Annotated in this window: 16 protein-coding genes; 4 read left to right on the forward strand and 12 right to left on the reverse strand. The window is 68.8% G+C overall.

Annotation, left to right across the window (positions count from 1 at the left end; all coding sequences use genetic code 11):
- Nucleotides 1-10 precede the first annotated feature (10 nt).
- A complete protein-coding gene (locus FL344_RS01090; protein ID WP_026114098.1) occupies nt 11-394 on the forward strand; it encodes a hypothetical protein in 384 nt (127 codons plus the stop codon).
- Here the strand turns inward: FL344_RS01090 and FL344_RS01095 are convergent.
- Genes FL344_RS01095 through FL344_RS01110 form a run of 4 tightly spaced genes read right to left on the reverse strand, consistent with a single transcriptional unit; the run spans nt 384 to nt 3,407 of the window.
- Nucleotides 384-1,442: a hypothetical protein gene (locus FL344_RS01095; RefSeq protein ID WP_141617159.1), complete on the reverse strand. Its 1,059-nt coding sequence runs from the start codon at nt 1,440-1,442 to the stop codon at nt 384-386. The two genes, FL344_RS01090 and FL344_RS01095, sit on opposite strands and share 11 nt — an antisense overlap.
- Complete coding sequence (locus FL344_RS01100; protein ID WP_141589696.1) at nt 1,442-1,801, reverse strand: hypothetical protein; 360 nt, start codon at nt 1,799-1,801, stop codon at nt 1,442-1,444. Before FL344_RS01100 ends, FL344_RS01095 begins: the two co-directional genes overlap by 1 nt.
- A complete protein-coding gene (locus FL344_RS01105; protein ID WP_141617160.1) occupies nt 1,798-2,496 on the reverse strand; it encodes a hypothetical protein in 699 nt (232 codons plus the stop codon). The genes FL344_RS01100 and FL344_RS01105 overlap by 4 nt, the downstream gene beginning before the upstream one ends.
- Nucleotides 2,493-3,407, reverse strand: coding sequence for a hypothetical protein (locus FL344_RS01110; RefSeq protein ID WP_228564664.1), 915 nt, complete (start codon nt 3,405-3,407; stop codon nt 2,493-2,495). Before FL344_RS01110 ends, FL344_RS01105 begins: the two co-directional genes overlap by 4 nt.
- Nucleotides 3,408-3,521: 114 nt before the next feature.
- On the opposite strand from FL344_RS01110, the gene FL344_RS01115 reads away from it, so the two are divergent.
- The gene (locus FL344_RS01115) at nt 3,522-4,763 is read left to right on the forward strand and encodes a glycosyltransferase family 4 protein (protein ID WP_141617162.1); all 1,242 of its coding nucleotides are present in this window, start codon (nt 3,522-3,524) and stop codon (nt 4,761-4,763) included.
- On the opposite strand, the gene FL344_RS01120 is transcribed toward FL344_RS01115, so the two are convergent.
- The 8 genes from FL344_RS01120 to FL344_RS01155 all read right to left on the reverse strand — a co-directional run bounded on the left by FL344_RS01120 (nt 4,694) and on the right by FL344_RS01155 (nt 13,773).
- A complete protein-coding gene (locus FL344_RS01120; protein ID WP_141617163.1) occupies nt 4,694-5,887 on the reverse strand; it encodes a glycosyltransferase in 1,194 nt (397 codons plus the stop codon). The genes FL344_RS01115 and FL344_RS01120 overlap by 70 nt on opposite strands.
- Before the next feature lie 108 nt (nt 5,888-5,995).
- Complete coding sequence (locus FL344_RS01125; protein WP_171410186.1) at nt 5,996-6,793, reverse strand: hypothetical protein; 798 nt, start codon at nt 6,791-6,793, stop codon at nt 5,996-5,998.
- A 107-nt stretch (nt 6,794-6,900) separates the two neighbouring features.
- Nucleotides 6,901-7,965, reverse strand: a complete 1,065-nt coding sequence (locus FL344_RS01130; RefSeq protein ID WP_141617164.1) for a nicotinamidase — start codon at nt 7,963-7,965, stop codon at nt 6,901-6,903.
- A gap of 58 nt (nt 7,966-8,023) precedes the next feature.
- The gene (locus FL344_RS01135; protein ID WP_194862935.1) at nt 8,024-9,901 is read right to left on the reverse strand and encodes a hypothetical protein; all 1,878 of its coding nucleotides are present in this window, start codon (nt 9,899-9,901) and stop codon (nt 8,024-8,026) included.
- A gap of 4 nt (nt 9,902-9,905) precedes the next feature.
- Nucleotides 9,906-10,709, reverse strand: coding sequence for a protein phosphatase 2C domain-containing protein (locus FL344_RS01140; protein WP_090493846.1), 804 nt, complete (start codon nt 10,707-10,709; stop codon nt 9,906-9,908).
- Between the two features lie 207 nt (nt 10,710-10,916).
- Complete coding sequence (locus tag FL344_RS01145; RefSeq protein WP_011557111.1) at nt 10,917-11,606, reverse strand: NUDIX domain-containing protein; 690 nt, start codon at nt 11,604-11,606, stop codon at nt 10,917-10,919.
- 71 nt (nt 11,607-11,677) lie between these two features.
- The gene (locus tag FL344_RS01150; protein WP_090493847.1) at nt 11,678-12,685 is read right to left on the reverse strand and encodes a diacylglycerol kinase family protein; all 1,008 of its coding nucleotides are present in this window, start codon (nt 12,683-12,685) and stop codon (nt 11,678-11,680) included.
- Between the two features lie 83 nt (nt 12,686-12,768).
- A complete protein-coding gene (locus tag FL344_RS01155; RefSeq protein WP_141617166.1) occupies nt 12,769-13,773 on the reverse strand; it encodes an SDR family oxidoreductase in 1,005 nt (334 codons plus the stop codon).
- 366 nt (nt 13,774-14,139) lie between these two features.
- Here FL344_RS01155 and FL344_RS01160 point away from each other — a divergent pair, with 366 nt between their 5' ends.
- On the forward strand, nt 14,140-15,945 hold the full coding sequence (locus tag FL344_RS01160) for an Ig-like domain-containing protein (RefSeq protein WP_228564665.1): 1,806 nt from the start codon (nt 14,140-14,142) through the stop codon (nt 15,943-15,945).
- Nucleotides 15,920-17,506: a PEGA domain-containing protein gene (locus FL344_RS01165; protein WP_141617168.1), complete on the forward strand. Its 1,587-nt coding sequence runs from the start codon at nt 15,920-15,922 to the stop codon at nt 17,504-17,506. The genes FL344_RS01160 and FL344_RS01165 overlap by 26 nt, the downstream gene beginning before the upstream one ends.
- Nucleotides 17,507-17,646: the final 140 nt, after the last annotated feature.

Genomic DNA, 17,646 nt, shown 5'->3' on the forward strand with positions numbered 1-17,646 from the left:
AGAGGTCTCCATGGACATCATCTCCCAGCCGGTACGCACCTTGAAATTCGATGGCTTCTGGCGCTGGCTCCAGGAGCACACGCACTGCATCCTGCGGTGCGGCTCCGTGGACGCCATGCTGTATGACCACGACGACTTCCACTGGGCCCTCCTGGAAGAGGAGCGCCAGCACATCGTGCAGGTCCTCAAGGGAAAGGTGCTGGTGGGCGAGCTGGTCATCCCCGGCCGCGAGGTGACGGAGGTGAACATCGCCCCCGACCCGGACACGGGCGCCCAGGGCCACTTCCTGGTGGAGCTCATGGGCGGGCCCAAGGAAGACCCGCAGGCGCTCTACCACTTCATCATGGCGCACGGCATCGACCCGGCGCCGGGGCACAAGGACCTCAAGCACTGAGGACGGTGCGCTCGATGAGCGTCACCGCGTCGTCCGTCCCGTTGACGTAGGGCCTCGTGCTCCGAGCCGGTCGGGCACGAGCGAGCCCGGCGGCGCGCGTCACCAGCGCCTCCACGGAGCCCGCCCGCTCCTCGGGGCGCAGCCGCAGGGCCTGCCTGTCGTAGAGCCGGGGCCGCGCGAGCGCCACGAAGGGCGTCCCGGTGACGCGGGCCTCCTGCACGGTATTGTACCCTCCCGCGCCGACGAGCACGTCCACGCCAGGGAGCACCGCCAGCGCGGGCCACGTGGCCATGCGCAGGGCCAGGCCCTCCTCCAGGGAAGCCCCGGCCCGGCTGCCCTGCTTCGCGCGCGGCGCGGGCACATCCATCGCCGCTCCGGGCGGCACCAGCCACCGGACCGCGGCCTCTGGCCCCAGCATCGCGTCCAGCCGGGCGGCGATGTGCCCCGCCTCCCCCACTTCCTCGGGGGTGCCACAGCCCATCACCGCCACCAGGGCGCGCGTATCCTCCGCGGGCACGCCCAGCCGCGCGCGGGCCTTGTCGCGGGGCAGCAGCTCGCTGGCACGCAGGAGCAGCCAGGGCGCGGTCCTCACAGCGCGAGGATGGTTCGCGAAGGGCGCGGCCTCACCTGGGACGAGCAGCAGGTCGTACGCGTCCACCGCCCGCGCCAGGCCGTACTGCTTCACGTAGGTGGGATTCACGTCGCGGTGAATCAGCACCTTGCGCGCGCGCACGGAAGGCAGCATCGGCGCCAGCTCGCCTCCGAGCCCCCGGGGGAAGGTGTCCACGACGAACAGGTCCGGGCGCACGTCCGCCAGGCACTGCTCCACCACTTCGCCCACGGCCTCGCGCCCCAGCGCGGGGTTGAGCCGGAACACCTCGACACCGGTGCCCAGCACGTCCTCCAGTGGGAGCCCGCTCGCGAACGGGCTGTTCGTGAGCAGGACGACGGCGTGCCCTCGGCGCGAGGCCGCACGAGCCAACGCGGAGGCGCGGGTCAGGTGCCCCATGCCGCCTCCGAGCGCATAGACGAGCCAGCGGCCAGCCATCAGCTCCCGCCCATGTCCTCCTCGAAGGAGGCGTCGTCCTCGTGGCGGAGGCTCTCGCCGTCAGCCTCGGTGAAATCGTTGGCGTCGTGGGCCCTGCCGCTCCCCGACGAGGCGGAGGCGCCGTAGTACCCGTAGTTGTCGTAGTAGTAGCTCGGGTGGTCCTCGTCCACGCCGCTCCGGTCGCCCGAGTAGTCCTCGTGTTGCCGCGCGCACGTCGCGCAGAGCATCTCCGCGCCCACGGACGTCACGTGCTGCTCACACAGCGGCATCGCGCACTGCATGCACGTCATGGCGGCGGGGCTCCCGCAGCCATGGGAGAACAGGAAGCCCACGTTCTCCTGGCAGACCAATCCACTCATGGCTGGGCCAGCTCCTGGGACGGCGGCGCCTGGAGGTGGAAGAGCAGCGCCATGCGCAGCGGCAGCTCCAGCGCCTCGAAAGCGAGACACGCGGCGGCCTCCGCCGCCAGCAGCGACTTGGTGGCGAGCAGCGTGCGCCCCTGCGCATCACGCAGGGAGACCTTTCCCTCGCGCACCTTCACGCGGGCCACGTCCGCGCCAGCGCCGTCCTGGATGCGAGCACCGTCGTCCTCCGGCCACACGGAGTACAGGAGCGTGCCCTTCATGTCGTTGAGGCGCCAGCCCGGCCCCTGCCGCGCGAGCGTGAACAGCACCTGCCGCTGCTCACCGTCCCGCACGGTGAGCGCCCCGCCCGCGGAGCCGACGACATACCCCAGCGCCACGTCATCCGGGCCGGAGACCTTCAGCGCCGCGCCCTTCCACTTGTAGCGCGCCAGCTCGCGCTCCTCGCCATCCACCAGCTTGGCGCCGTCATCCTTCGGCTTGAGGGAGAAGCGCTCGCGGTCGGCGTCGTCCTTGAACTTGAGCTTGCCCTCGAGGCCCTTCACGTCCGCGGCGGCGACGGGGGCGACAGCGGCCTCCTGAGCGCGAACGGCTCGCGGCGCCTCGGCGTCACCGGGCTTGGAGCACCCGGCGGCGCCCGTGAGCGCGACCAGGGAACAACAGAGAAGGAACCGGCCCATGCCCATCATCACGAAGCCTTCGCCTGCTGACGCAGTTGTCTGGAGTAGTTGAGGACCTGGTAGAGGCTCAGCAGCATCATCACCACCGTCTTCGGCGCATCCACCGCGTCCCCCTGCACGTTGGGCCCGGCATCCCAGTCCTGCTCCACGAGGGTGCGCAGGACCATCCGGTCCTCGCCCAACTGGAGCTTGTCCACGGCGACGTCCTCCGGCAGGCGCATCGCCCGACGGGCCTCCGGCTCGAGCAGCGCCAGGTCCTGGTGACGCGCCGCCTTCACGCGCAATTGGACCTGGAGCAACGCCCAGCTGTCCTGCCGGTGCTTCGTCTTGTACTTGCCGCTGGCGCTGCGCCGGGTGCGCGACCGCTTCATGAGCCGCTGCACCATGGCGATGCGCAGGTGCGTGCCGTCCAGCAGCCGCGTCTGGAGGGAGAACCACGGGTCGCTGAAGTTCTCCGCGTTCCAGCCGCTGGGCGTGGTGTGCTTGCCGAGCAGCTTCTCCGAGCTGTCCGCGGGCGTGAAGTCGAGCTCCAGCCTCACCGACGCGTCAGGGCCGATGTCACGGCGCAGCCGATGGATGACCTGAGAGGCCAGCGTGTACCGCCGGTTCTCCAGGTCCAGGCGCCGGAAGCGAAGGTACACGACGAAGCACCCCACGGTCCCCGCGAGCAGCACGAGGCCCGGCCACAGGGTGAGCCGCTGCGCGAGCGCGTCCTCGAGCCCCTCATCCAGCATCATCCGGTAGATGAAGATGGCGACGGTGGCGGCCAGACACACCCAGGCCGCCTTCCGCCACTTCCGCCGCGACCGCTCCACATCCATGTCCAGGAGGCGCAGCCGCTCGAGGTCTTCCTGCAACTCCCTGATGGGGCCGCTGCATCTGTAGACGCGTTCCTCGCGGAAGCGGTCGATGTTGAATGCCACGGTGAGTCGCGCCCCCTCGGCGGAACGAAAGAAAGGGGAAGCGTAAGGGCCCCTGCCGTAGGGGTCAAACCCTCCTGTTTGCCGGCCCGGCCGAGCCGCGATAGCAACACGAGTGTGTCTCCCCATCCCGGCACCGGCATCGTCTACGCGTCGTTCGACCGCTTCCCTTCGCCCAAGGGCGCCGCGGTGCACATCCGGGCCTTCGTGGAGTCGCTGGGCGCGGCCTTTGGCCGAGTCGACCTGGTCGCGCTCCGGGACAGTCCCACCGCGCCCACCGGGCCGCTCGCGCTGATGGAGGGCGTGACGTACCACCCGCTGGAATCACGCGGGAAGGACCTGATGGCCCAGGCCCTGTCGTTCCGCTCGCACCTGGCGGCATGGTGGCGCGAAAGACCGCGAGCCTCCGTCGTACACGTGCGCTCCATCTTCGAGGGCTACCCCGTCGCCTGCCGGAAGGAAGCGCTGACGGACGCGCTCGTCTTCGAGGTGAACGGCCTGCCCTCCATCGAGCTGAAGTATCACTACCCGGACGTGGCGGATGACGCGGAGCTCTTGCGCAAGCTGGTGGCGCAGGAGGACGTCTGTCTCTCGCGCGCGGACCTGGTGGTGACCCCGAGCACGGTGACGGCGGAGTACCTCGTGACGACCCGGGGCGTGGACCCCTCGCGGGTGCGGGTGATTCCGAACGGCGCCGACCTGGAGGTGTTCCGGTACGCGCCGTCGCGCCCTCGGGAGCCCGGGCGCCCCGTGCGGCTGCTGTACAGCGGGACGATGACGTCCTGGCAGGGCGTGCACCATGCCATCGAGGCCTGCCGGTTGCTGCGGCGGGACATGCCCACGGTGCTGACGCTGGTGGGCCCGCTGCGCCGGCACACACGACGGGCGCTGATGGACCGGTGCGGTGACCTGCTGTTGGAGGGCACAGTGGAATTGTTGGAGCCCCTGCCCCAGGCGGAGCTGGCGGCGCTGCACCATGCCTGCGACGTGGTGCTGGTGCCCCTGCCCTTCAACGACCGCAACTGCGTGCAGGGCTGCTGTCCGCTGAAGCTGCTGGAGGCCATGGCCACCGGGACGCCCGTGGTGGCCAGCAACCTCCCCGTGGTGAGCACCCTGGCGGCGCCGGACGAGGTGATGCTGATTCGGCCGGGCTCCGCGAAGGCGATTGTGGAAGCGGTGAAGGCCCTGCGGGCGGACCCCGCCCTGGGCCCCGCGATGAGCGCGAAGGCACGGGCGCGAGTGGAGCGCGACTTCCCATGGAGCCGCGCGGGCGAAGCCCTGGTGAGCGCCTATGAGGAGCGGCTCGGGATGGCGCGGGCCAGCACGCGACGGAGCACCTCTGCCTCCGCGTGCGCCTGAAAGCGCTCCTCGATGCGCTGACGGGCGGCGTCGCCCATCGCGGCGCGCTGTTCGAGCGGCAGGGAGAGGACATCCAGGCACGCCTGCCCCAGGTGATTGAGCAGGGCCTTGGAGACGATGAAGCCGTTGCGTCCGGCGTCCACGGCCTCGGGGATGCCGCCAGCGTCGCTGGCGATGACGGGCCGGGCACAGGCCATGGCCTCCAGCAAGGCGTTGGGCATGCCCTCCCACAGCGACGGCTGGAGGTAGACGTCACACAGGCGCAGGTGCGCGGCGATGGCCTCCGGTGTGTCCAGCGGCCCGGAGATAAGAATGCGCGCGGCGTCCTCGGGGTGCTCGGCGCGGAAGGCGACCAGGTGCTCGGCGTCGCGCGGCCGCACCTCGCCGATGACGAGCAGGCACGCGGGCCGGACGCGGCGCACCTCGGTGAGGGCGGAGAGCAGGAAGGGCAGCCCCTTCTTGTGCCGGAGCTCACCGGAGAAGCCGAGCACGGCTTCGTCTGGGGCGATGCCCAACCGCTCCCGGAGCGCCGGGTCCGCGGGGCCGGGGGAGAAGATGCCGGTGTCGACGGCGTTGGGGATGACCTCCACGGTTTCGTCCCGCCCCAGGAGCATGCACATCTTCCGGCCCAGGTCCGCGGAGGCCGCGGTGAGGACGCGGGCACGTTGCAGCGTCCACAGCAGGCGCGCGAAGTCGCCCGGAGGGAACATGAGCTGGTCCACGTCATTGCCCCGAGCGCTGACAGTGGAGGCAATGCCCACGGACTCGGCGAAGGCGACGGCGAGGAACCCGGGCGGAGACAGGTAGTGCCCCCACACCAGGTCATAGCGTTGCTTCGCGTGCAGATAGCCGAGCACGTCGAGCGTGTGCTGCATGGACAGGTCCGTGCTGCCGAACAACCCCAGCCGGTGGAGCGTCACACCCCGCGCGAAGGGTGAGACGTCCCCGGCGTCCTCCACCGTCTGGAGCGCGCCTGGCGCCGCCGTGCGCGTCCAGGCCAGCACGTCCACCCGGGCGCCCAGCTTCACCAGCGAGCCCGCGGTGCGCGCACCACTGCGGGCCAGGCCGCCAATGTCGGGAGGAAAGCGTTCAGCGATGAGGAGGACGCGCGGGCTGTCGGACATGGCCGCGCAACGCTACCTCCATCAAGCGCCATCGCCACCCGCAACCTGGGCCTGGAGCCGGTGTCTTGCGTGAGACGCCCAGGAGCACGGCCCCCCTGGGTGTGCCCCTCACTGCCCGAAGCCCCCCAGCGCCGTCCGGCTGAAGCTCGCGGCCCCCTGACTCACCCGCGCGGCGGACTGGCTGAACACCTGGAACGCCGCGCGAATCTCCTGTGCGCTCTGCCCTGGCGTGAGAATCCACTTGTCGTCGATGCCCATCTCGCGGAACACGCGCCGGAAGTCCGTGCTCCCGTCGTTGATGCCCATCGCCGCGACGATGTGATTCTCCGCGCGCTTCAGGTCATTCACCAGCGCCGCCACGTCCTTTGCCTTCGCCGACGTCGAGTGCTGGTCCGAGCCATCCGTAATCAACAGTGTCACTGTCCGCACCGGCACGCCGTTGGCGCTGAACTCCTGCGCCTTCGCCAGCACCGTGCCCAGCAGCACCACCGACTGGTCGTACAGCGGCGTGCCATGGTCCGCCCGGTAGTTCCTGGCATGCATCCGCACCACGTCCTCCACCGGCCGGTACGGGTTCAGCACGAACCCGTTGAGGTAGCGCGTGTGAAAGAGGACGCCGTCCTTCTGCTTGCTCGCCAGCAGCGCGTCCAACACCAGGTTGTGCCCGTCACACACCGTCTTCGAATGCCCGGAGTAGTCGATGCTCCCCGAGTCATCCGGCATCACCGTCACCAGCACCACCTCGCTGGACTGCACGTCCTCCACGCAGACGCCGAGCCCCGCCTGAATCTGCGCGCCCAGGTCCACCACCGTCAGCGCCTGCAATCCCGCCGGGCTCAGCACGCCCTCCGCGTGTGCGTCATCGAAGAGCTTCCGGATGCCACTGCCATTCGCCTTGCTGCTCATGTCCCGTGCTCCTTCTCCCTCTCCCGAGGGCAGGGCTCCGCCTGTCCCGCTCGCGCGAGCGCAGGCGAAGCGATTGCGGTGTGTCGTTGCGCCTCGCGCCGCGAGGCTCAGGCGATGCGCAGGTCCGGCCAGCTCGCCAGCGGGTCCGTGGACTTCACCAGGTGCATCCCCGCGTCCGCGAAGCGCTTCAGCGAAGCCTCCGCCTGCGGAGTGAAGTCCGCCGCGAAGCCCCCCTTGCCGTCCGGCACCGTCACCGACGACATGCAGTCCGTCAGCAGATACACCTTGCGAGCCAGCGCCGCGTCCTGCGCGACAATCTCCCCGAGCAGGTCGTCGATGGAGCTCTTCACGCAGTGGCTCGCCGCCTGCCCTGCAATCACCACCGCGTCCGCGGTCATCAGCGTCTTGAGGAACTGGGTATTGCGCTGCGCCAGCGGCTGGCCGTCATGCCGCCCCAGCACCTCCGGGCGCAGCACCGAGTAGTTCTCCGTCAGCGGATTGCCCCCCTTCACCTCCGCCCACGACTGCATGCCACGCGCGAAGGAGTGGAACAGCCGCGCCTCCTGCACCACCCCCGCCAGCGCGTGCCCGTCGCTGCCCAGCAGGCAGTGCGGCGGCCACAGGTACAGCGTGTACTTGCCCGCTCGCTCCAACTCCTCGCAGTAGTACTTCACCTGCTTGAGCAGCCAGGGGTAGTTGCCACCGCACAGCCACTTCGCCATGGCGGGGTTGGGCCGCGCCTGCCCACGCTCAATCTGCTCGCGCGTCACCTCGCGGTACGGCGTCAGCGGCTGGTCGTCCTGGTCCACCCAGAAGGACGGGAAGAAAATCTGGTATGCGAAGTGGGTGTCGAGCGTCGCCGTCACGTTCGTCAGCGCACCGAGGTTGCTGTAGATGAACTCCGCGATGCGACGGCTGTCATCCACGGCGCCGCGCCCGCTGCGTCCCGCCACGTAGAGCGAGCCCTCCGGGAAGCAGAAGTCCTTCTGCACGTCGATGAGCAACAGGTGCAGGTTGAACGCGTCCGTCGCCGACATGGAGACGTCGTTCGCCGCGCGCCAGCGCTGGGCCTCCACCTGGAGCTTTCCCGCGTCAGGGCTGTATCCGAACTGCCCGGCATGGGCCGCGTCGTAGAACCTCGGAAGCGGAAGCGCCTTCACTTGCGTCTTCATCGTCCTACCTCCTGTGAGGCGTGGAGGCACCCGCTCCACGCGGTTGAGCAACGTCCCTTCAGTTCATTCGCAGCACGGTGATGTCCTGCCGCCCCACCACCGCCAGCCCCTGCCGCACGAGGTAGAGCGAGCAGCCCGCGTCCACGAAGGGCTCGGCATCCGGGAACTCGCGCACTGCCTCCAGGCGGCCCTGCCGAAGCTCCACACGGGTGAGCCCCGTATCGGTGGCGCAGAACAGCGCGTCGCCCGCCGCGCACCGTCCACGTGGCGCGCTGCCCAACCACGAGCCGTCACCGGCCTCCGCCACCGCGCTCGCGCGCACGGCCCCGTCGTGGCCCACCACCACACAGTGATGCAGCGTGCGCCCACCGGCTTCCTCCACCAGGAACAGCCAGGCGGAGGCCCCATCGAAGACACAGTCCACGTCCACGAGCTTTCCCGTGGGCCAGGGGAGCGACAGTCCATCCTTCAAGCCCAGGCGCTCCGCATCGAAGACGAAGGCGCCGCGCAGGCCTCCCGCGCGATGGAAGCCCAACCCGAAGCGTGGCCCCACGAAGAGCCGCGTCTGTCCTTCGAGCACCGCCCCCACGCGCTCCGGCCCCAATGCACCGTCCCGCCACAGCCCGCCGCCCACGGCCCAGTACCGGTGCCGCGCGTTGGTGGCGAAAGCGGACTGGCCCTCCGGCGCATCCACGCCCATGCGGTCCGGGGGCCGGCCGGGCGCCAGCACCGCCACCTCACCGCCCCGGCCCACCAACGTCACGTCCCCTTGCAAGGCCCAGCGCAGCGACGGGTCCAGCTCCCCGCGCAGCACCACGCGTCCGTCCTCGCGCCGGTACGCGCCTTCCGCGTGGTAGAGCCAGCGAAGGATGCCCGCCTCGTTGCTCGCGTGCACCAGCACGCCTCGCGTGGAGAACAACCGCGTCGCCGTCACCTGGCCTCGGACCGACGTCACCGGCGTGGCAGTCGCTGTGGCGTGGGGCTGACACGTCGGACAGGCCGCTCGCGCATGTTCCACGCCGCACGACGCGCAGGGGGTGAAGCGCAGCCCCTCCAGCAGCGGATACGGAAAGACGCCGCGAAGGTCCTCCACGAAGACGCGGTGCAGGTGGTGCAGCACGTCGTCCGGCAAGGTCGCCAGCGGCAGCGCAGGCTTGGGATACTGCACTTCCGGATGGAACACGGTGATGCGTTGGAGCACCCGGCCCGCGGACGTCGTCCGAGCAGCCGCGCTCCTGGGCTTGTAGACGCCTCCGTGCGGCCCCACGCACAGCAGCGACTGCATCACCGCGACGGCATAGGCATACCAATCACTCTCGATGGAAGCGGGGCGGCTGGGTACCAACCCTTGCGTGCCCGTGCTCCCGAGCCGCAGCGGGTCGAGGAAGCGCTCCGTGAACACCGGACAGAGGAACCCGCCGAACTGAAAGCTGTCCGCGTCGATGAGGTACGCCTCCGACGTCCCCGCCACGAGCACGTTGAGGTCGTTGAAGTCCCCCACCACCACGCCCGACGCATGCACCGCGTCGAGCGTCCGATGCAGCTCGCGCAGCAGGTCCACCACCCGCCCGGACGCCGCGCCTGCCCTGCGGAACGACGGCTCTCCGAAGCGCCGCAAGGGCTCCACGCCGTCCAGCTTGCGCATGGCGTAGCCCAGGACCTCGCGCGCCTTCTTGTCCGTCGCCAAGGCCTGGGGCACCACCACCCGGCCGGGCAGTCCTGCAGGGAAGGCGCGCAGCTTGCGCTGGTGCTCGTCCAACCGGACGCGCGCCGCGGCCTGCTCCGCGGGCAGGCCCGTGTAGTCGGGGTGCTCGGGTGGCTTGAACACCTTGAGGGCGCGGCCATCCCCCAGGTCGAACACGTCCGCCTCGCCGCCCTTGCCCAGCGCTCGCGCGGGGTTCAACCGCACCTTCTTGCCTTCGAGCCAGACGTCCATGGCCTCACGCCCTCCCCATGCGGCGGCGCAGCACCACCAGCGTGGTGTCATCCGGCAGCAAGCCCGGCGTTCGCGACAGTTGCTGGGAGGCGAAGTCCGCGCGCACGGCTTCTCGGTTGAGCAAGGCCAACCGGCGGCGCAGGGCATCCGGGTTGGCGAAGTACCGGTCCTCCGTCCACAGCCGCGACAGCGGCCCGACGAGTTCATCCCCCGCAGGCATGCGCGTGGTGGCCAGTCGCTCCAGGTCCGCCACACCATCGGTGCCCAGCAGCAGTGCGTGGACGTCCTCCGTGGGCACCAGGGCCCGCGTGGTCAGCGCGACGTCCTCTCCGTGCATCAACGCATAGGCGAGATAGGGCGGCGCGTTCCCCGGAAACGGCCCGAGCGGATGCACCTCGCCATTGAGCGCCCACACGCCGTCTCCCGCGGAGAAGACGAGCGTCAGCGAGGGCGTTACCACCGCGCCCACCACGGTGAAGAGGAAGTCCCCCATCACCTCCCGCCCCAGGTCCGCCCGGAGCTCACTGAGCAGACACAGCACATCCTCACGAAGGCCTGGGAGGAAGGTGGGCTCGTCCACGCGCTCACCGTCCGCGAGCCGCACCAGCGCGGCCCGCGCCAACCTGCGCGCGCCCAGCTGCGCACCCAGCTCACTGCAGGGCTGGCTGCCACAACCATCCGTCACCACGGCCACCAGGCCATGCTCACTGGCGCGGATGCACAGCGCATCCTGGTTGTTGCGACCCGCTCGGGCGTGCTCCCGGCCCAGCACCGAGGCAGCGGCGACGTCGAAGGGCAGCGCGGACATGGCTCTCCCGTGGCCCTGAAAGGGCACGTGCGGCGAGACAGGCGGCGATACGGCGGCACGCTTCAGCCAGTGGACACCCCACGGGCAGCGGCCTCTCACGAACCTGGGTCGCGCCCATGTTCGTGTCTCAATGACACCAACATAGTGTCCAAATGACACGATGTCAATGTCACGAGCTGCCGGGGCCTCCCTCGAGCCCGCAGCGGGTCAGAGCTCGAAGTTGAAGCCCGCCTTCTCCAACTGCTTGTACTTCTTGTGGTCGAACCGGTAGAGGCGCGCTGCCCGGTGGGAGACGTCCTGCTCCACCTCGTCCAGCTCCTCGAGCAGGTCCATGGCGAGGATCTTCTTGCGGAAGTTCCGCTTGTCGAGCTCCCGCTCCAGGATGACCTCGTACAGCCGCTGAAGCTGCGTCAGCGTGAACTTGGGAGGCAGCAGCTCGAAGCCGATGGGTTGATAGCGGACCTTGCCCTTGAGCCGCTGTAGCGCCGTGCCGAGCACGTCCACGTGGTCGAAGGCCAGCTTCGGCGTATCCCAGACGGAGAACCACGCCGCGTCCCGCGCGTCCGTCGCCGCATGCGGCACATGGTCACTGAGCTTCACCAGCGCGAAGTACGCCACCGTGACGACGCGCCCGCGTGGATCTCTCCCCGGGGCGCCGAACGTGTAGAGCTGCTCCAGGTGGTTCGGCCGGATGCCCGCCTCCTCATCCAGCTCCCGGCGCGCGGCGTCGTCGAGCGACTCCTCCATCCGCACGAAGCCCCCCGGCAGTGCCCACCGCCCGGCGAAGGGCTCCACCCCGCGGCGAATGAGCAGCACCTTCAGGTCCTCGTCATCCAGACCGAAGACGACACAGTCCACCGTCAGCGCCGGCCTGGGGTACTCATAGGTGTAGCTCACGGGTCCCGGCATAGTGTCCGGAACACACCCGGGTCAAGTCGCGGACGGAGTGGCCGCCGGGCCCGCGCGGCCTAGGTCCGGACCATGCGCGACAACTGGCGCCAGTCGACGAGCTGAACGCTCTCCTCGGCCAGGTCGAACTCCAGCGAGCGCCGCATGCCGATGACGTCGCCACCCATCTGGAAGGGCACTTCCCGGTCGAAGTCCATGCGCAGGCGCTGGACGAACCAGTCATGCATGTGGGGCATCGGGTGCTCGCCGCGCCAGAGGCGGAACATGTTCCGGGTGGCCTCGACCACCCCGGCGCCATAGACGCGCACGGACAGCCGGTGGGGCACCGCCTGCGCGAAGGGGAAGGCCTTGAAGCCGAAGCCCCACTCGGGCGTGGTGGCCGCGCCGGCGACGCCCGCGGGCCCTCGGTACAGGAGCGCGCCCTTGTCCCCATGCGGCACGGGCTGCACGGAACCCCGCGCGTCCACCGTGAGGGCGGGGTCGCCCAGGTTGTAGACGGACACCGTCGGGTTGCCCTCGCCGAAGAGGTGGCGAGGCACCGTCCGGGTGAACATGGCGCCCAGGTAGCCGCGCAGGCCAGCCTGGGTGCTGCGCAGCGGACCGGAGGCGGCGAGCTGGTTCTTGAAGTCCTGAATCATCTCCGCGTCCCAGCCGGTGCCGGCGAAGGGGGCCACCTTGCCCTCCACGCGGACCAGGGCGAAGGGGCGCAGGGGCGGCAGGCGCTCGCCCACGGCGGCGATCTGCTTCAAGGCCTCCGCGGGCCGGGGCGCGCCGGTGACGCGGGCCCAGGCGTTGCCGGTGCCCATCGGGAGCACGCCAATGGCCGGCAGGGCCACCCCCGCGGTGCGCAGCTCGTTGAGCAGCCCCGTAATCGTCCCGTCACCACCGCCCGCCAGGAGGAGGGAGGGCGGATTGGGCCGGAGCGTGTCCGAAATCCAGGCACGGGCCTCGTCGAGCGAACGGGTGAGCGCCACGCGTGCCCGGGGCAGGAAGCGCTGGACCAGCCCTCCCATGCCTTCGGAGCCCCGGCGTGCACGCAGGTTGACGAGGACGGCGATGTCATTCATGGCGAGCGGGACTCTCTCCACGCTTTGTCATGGCCCGGTCACGGAGCAGCAACCGGTGACGCGTCGTGACGCAAAAAGGACCCTCATACTCCCAGTGCATGGGCGAAACGGGCCTTCAGCCCCCGTGCCTCCCGCTTCTTTCCGAGGGAGAACGCCGCCGCGGCCACGCCCCCGGCGACCAGCAGCCGGCGCAGCCATTGCTTACCCGCCGCGTGGTGGCCCCCCGAGGTCCCCGTTCCCTCCGCCATCGGACGGAAGAGCGTCCCAGAGGTGTGGCCCTGGCGCTCCTTCTCGAAGTGATGGGCCTCGGTGACGCCGTTCATGGTGCGCTCGAAGGTGCGGGGCAGCAGGCCGTGCATGGCGGCGAAGCTCCGAGCTGCGGGACCGACGAAGACCTCGTGCCTGGGGCTGCGGAGGACCCGGAGGATGGCGCGCGCGACGCGCTCCGGCGTGTAGACGGGCTCCACGGGACGGATGCGCCAGCCGGTGTAGTTGGCGGTGTGTTGCCATAGCGGCGTGTCGATGGCCGCGGGAAGCACGGTACACACGTCGATGCCGGTGCCGAGCAGCTCCTGGCGGACAGACGCCGAGAAGCCGCGCACGGCGTGCTTCGAGGCCACGTAGGCGCTGACATACGGCGCGGCGACCGCCCCAAAGGTCGAGGAGACATTGACCAGTGTGCCGTAGCCCTGCCGGCGGAACTGGGCCACGGCGGCGCGAGCGCCGCTGACAGTGCCGAAGAAGTTCGTCTCCATCACCTGTCGGAAGGCGTCATCCGGTGTCTCTTCGAGACGGCCCATGAGGTAGACGCCCGCGTTGTTGATCCACGCATCGAAGTGGCCGAAGACGTTGCGCGCCTCGTCCGCCAGGTGCTGCACGGCGGCCACATCGGACACGTCCGTGGGCACGACGTGGGCCTGGACGCCGAGCCCCCGGCACTCGCGAGCCAGGTCCTCCAGCGGCTCCTCGCGCCGGGCGGCCAGGACGACGTGGGCCCCCTTCTTCGCCAGGGCCAGCGCGGTGGCGCGGCCAATGCCACTGGACGCGCCGGTGACGACGACGACTTGGTTCTTCCAGGCTCGCTTCATGTCCGCGTTCTCCTTGTCGGGCCGAGCCCCACCGCATGGCCTGAGTTCCCCTCGCGAAGATGGCGATTGCACACAGCGACGCACCGGGTCATCGAGCACCTGGTTGGAGGGTAGGCGGTAGAGCGGCGCGAGGGTCCACGTCCCAGACCGCCGCCGGGGATGGGGGTCCACTGCCGGGACGGGGGGCTGGGCGCGAAGCGGTGCGTCCGCACGGGACGTGGAGGCGGGGTGGCACGCGGGTAAAGGGTGGAGATGGCTCGGCTTTTCGCGGAGCACAGGTGGGTTGGAGGAAGCGGAGCGGGCTTGGTATGTGCGAGCGACTGTCGGGCAGGAAACGGAACGCAACCTGCACTCGGCCCGCGAGCCATGAACATCTCCGAACGCTTCCTTCCGCCGCCCTGGACGGCGGCCGTCGTCCTCCTGTGTGCGTCCGCGTGCATCAACGTGCCGGCCGTCGAGCCCGCACAGGCAGAGGTGCGAATCACCGCGCCGGCGGGAACGGCCTACACGAATGGTGTGGTCGAGGTCCGACTCGACGTGACGGGCCATACGCCGGACCGCGTGGAACTGCTCAAGGACGGCGAAGTGATGGCGGAGCTGGCGCCGCCATACACGTACACCTGGGACACAGCGGGAGAAGCGGAAGGGACGTACCGGCTGGAGGCGCGCGCGGCGCTGGGAGATGTCGCGTACGTGAGCGCGAACCGCGAGGTGGTGGTGGACCGGACGCCGCCGCGAGTGGTGTCACGCGTGCCGGAACCGGGCGCCCAGGAGGTCTGGGTGCAGAGCCCCATCCGCGCCGAATTCTCCGAGCCCGTAAAGCAGAGCACCGTGACGACGGAGTCCGTGCACCTGACAGTGGGCGACGTGGCCGTGGCCCACACGGTGTCCCTGTCGGAGGATGGGAAGACGGTGACGGTGGTGCCCGTGACACAGGTGACCGCGCCGAGCACCGTGACGCTGGCCTTCTCAGGGACAGTGACGGACCTGGCTGGGAATGCCGCCGTGAATCTGGGGGAGGCGTGGAGCTGGGCTGTTCCTGAGTTCGTGCCGTATCCGACGCACTCAATCGTTCCACGCCATCCCTATACGGGAGTTACTGCCTACCTCAAGCTTGGCCCAAGCGGGCACCCTACAGTTCTGACACATCGATTTGATGGTCAGGCCGGGAACCTTTTCGTGAGCCGATGGGATGGCGACTCCTGGGAACAGCTCGGCGGCGGGCTGAAAACGAGTCCAGAAGAATTCACCATCTTCTCCCCCAATCTCCAAATCCTCCCAAATGGAAATCCAATCATCGCCTGGACGGAGAACCTCGGCACAGAGTCAAGCAATTACATTCACGTCGCGCAATGGAATGGCGAAACATGGGAACGACTTGGAGGCAGCGAAGGAATCGTTCCTGCACGACCCCATGCATGGGATGTCGCACTCGCGCTCACCAGCGACGGTCGGCCTGTCGTTGCAACCAACATGGACCCAGAAGACGCCGAGGGCGGTATCCAAGTCTATCAATGGACCCATGAGCAGTGGCAGCGAATTGGTCCTCCTGTGTATGACTCCCTCTACTCAGTACGGACGCCCCAGCTCGCGCTAGACTCTCTTGACAACCCCACGATCGCCCTTGCGCATCCCGCAACTGAGATGCAGGGACGTATCGTCGTTTGGCGCTGGACGGGAAGCGAGTGGGCGCAACTAGGAGAGTCCGTCAACAGCAGCGCAAACCCAACCTCCTATTCCTCCGGTCTCAGGTCACTCCTTTTCAACTCAGCTGACGAACCCATCATCTCCTGGACGGGTAGCAGCACAGGCACACAAGATGACCTGTTCTCCAGCATTTGGTCCAACAACCAATGGGTCTCGCTAGGAACTCCGCCGCGGACGGACGCAACGAGCATCCGAACAGTCCGTGGGAGCACTCTCACCACCAACGATGCGCTCCTCCTAGTGTCGACCGAATATGACACCCTGGGGGGAATGATCAATGTCCATCGCCTAGAGAACAATTACTGGCAGCTCGTATGGAACAGCCGGGCGGCCTTTCCCGGAACGCGAACCTCCATAGGAGCGCACAGCTTCGACGCAGACAGCTCCGGGAATCTGGCATTGACCTGGACCGAGCCAAGAGAAGAACAACACGTCGAAATTGTCGTGTATCGGCGAAACCAATAAATCAAGCCCCAGCCCATCCGCTACGTATCCAAGAGAGTCAAAGATGAGGATCGCAACAGCAATTGTCGCATGCCTTGTGTCCACGACTGCGTACTCGGCCCCCCGCCGCACGGTGGTGGCCAGCGGCGACTGCAAGGACGCGGAGCTGAGCGGGCAGGCCAAGGCATTCCTGGGTGCCCTCGCCTCGCGCCCCGAGCAGGACACCCTCACCGCCAACCAGTTCAGCGACCGGCTCTTCCCACAGCCCACCAAGAGCTACGAGGACCTCCAGCGGCAGCTCGAAGCAGCCCAAGACCAGTTCTACGAAGGCCGCAACGCCAGGACGCTCCAGGCCGTCGACGAAGCCCTGCAGCAGATCACTCGGCTCCCCGTGGGAGACGCCCGCTGGAAGCTCTACGTCGAAGCCCAGCTCCTCCACGGCCTCAACTACCGCGCAATGGGCAAGCCGAAGGAGAGCGACACGGCGTTCCGCAACGTGCTGCGGCTCCAGACCGAGTACCAGCTAAACCCGGACTACTTCGCCCCTTCCGTTCGACAGAACTTCGACAAGCTCCGGAAGGAACTCGCCCAGACGCGCAAGGTGAAGCTGTCCGTGAAGTCCACGCTGCCCGCCGCGGACGTGTACCTGGATGGGCTCAAGCTTGGGCAGACGCCCCTGTCACTCGATGCCGTCCCGGGCACCTATCACCTCACGCTCGTCAAAGGCGCCACCACGAGCTTCCCACGGCACATCCAGGTGCAGGGCACGGAGACGCCGTTACTCGTCGACGTGGCCTATGAGGGCGCTGTCTCCGCGAGCCCCTTCCCCTGCCTCGCCACCTCCGACGGCAACGACGAGCGCACGCTGAGCCATGCGGTCCGGCTGGGCGGCACGCTCGGCGTGGAGGAAGTCATCGTCGTCCGGCTCGAGCGCCCGAGCAGCGGGCCCAAGTGGTTCGCGGCCACCGTCCTCAATGTCGAAGGAGGACAGAAGCTCCGCGAAGGCGGCTTCAAGACCCAGGGCGCGGACGCGCCGGACGAGGCACTCGCGGCGCTGGTCGACTTCGTCACAACCGGCCGCTCACCCTCCAACCTCGTGGTGATGAACGCCAATGGAAAGGCCCCGTGGGAATCTTCCGGGAACGTGGGCAGGAACGGGAGCGCGTCAGCAGGCGGCTTGGACCTGACGGCCCCCAACCTTCTGTCAGAGGGCGACGCGTCGGGGACACGCTCCACCTCCGGACTTCGCACGGCCTCGTATGTCGCGCTGGGAACGGGTGTGGCCGCATTCGGTGGCGCGGGCATCGTCCGGCTTCTTGCCCAGAAAGATGTGAACGCGTTGGAGAAGCGGCTCGACAACGGCCGGATTCTGTCCAGTGACAAGGAGGCGATGGGGCTTCGCGACTCGCTGGTTCAGAAGAGCAACGTCCTCAATGGGTTGCTCGTCGCTGGCGGCGCGGCAGTTGTCACGGGCGCGGTGCTCTACCTCCTGTCTCCTGATTCGAGCTCGGCACCGCCCGTCTCAGTCGGACTCTCCGCGGACAGCCACGGCGCGGCGGCCTCACTGTCTGGTTCGTTCTGACGCACTATTCACGAATCCAAGGACACGCATTCCGCGAGAGGTGGACCATCCGAGTCATTCCACCTCTCGCGCAGGCAAGCAGGCACGTCGAGTGCTGGATAGGAGAGACGCGTCAACAAACACCACCGGGCCATCACGGC

It is taken from the genome of Myxococcus sp. AB036A (assembly GCF_006547355.1).
GTDB lineage: Bacteria > Myxococcota > Myxococcia > Myxococcales > Myxococcaceae > Myxococcus > Myxococcus virescens.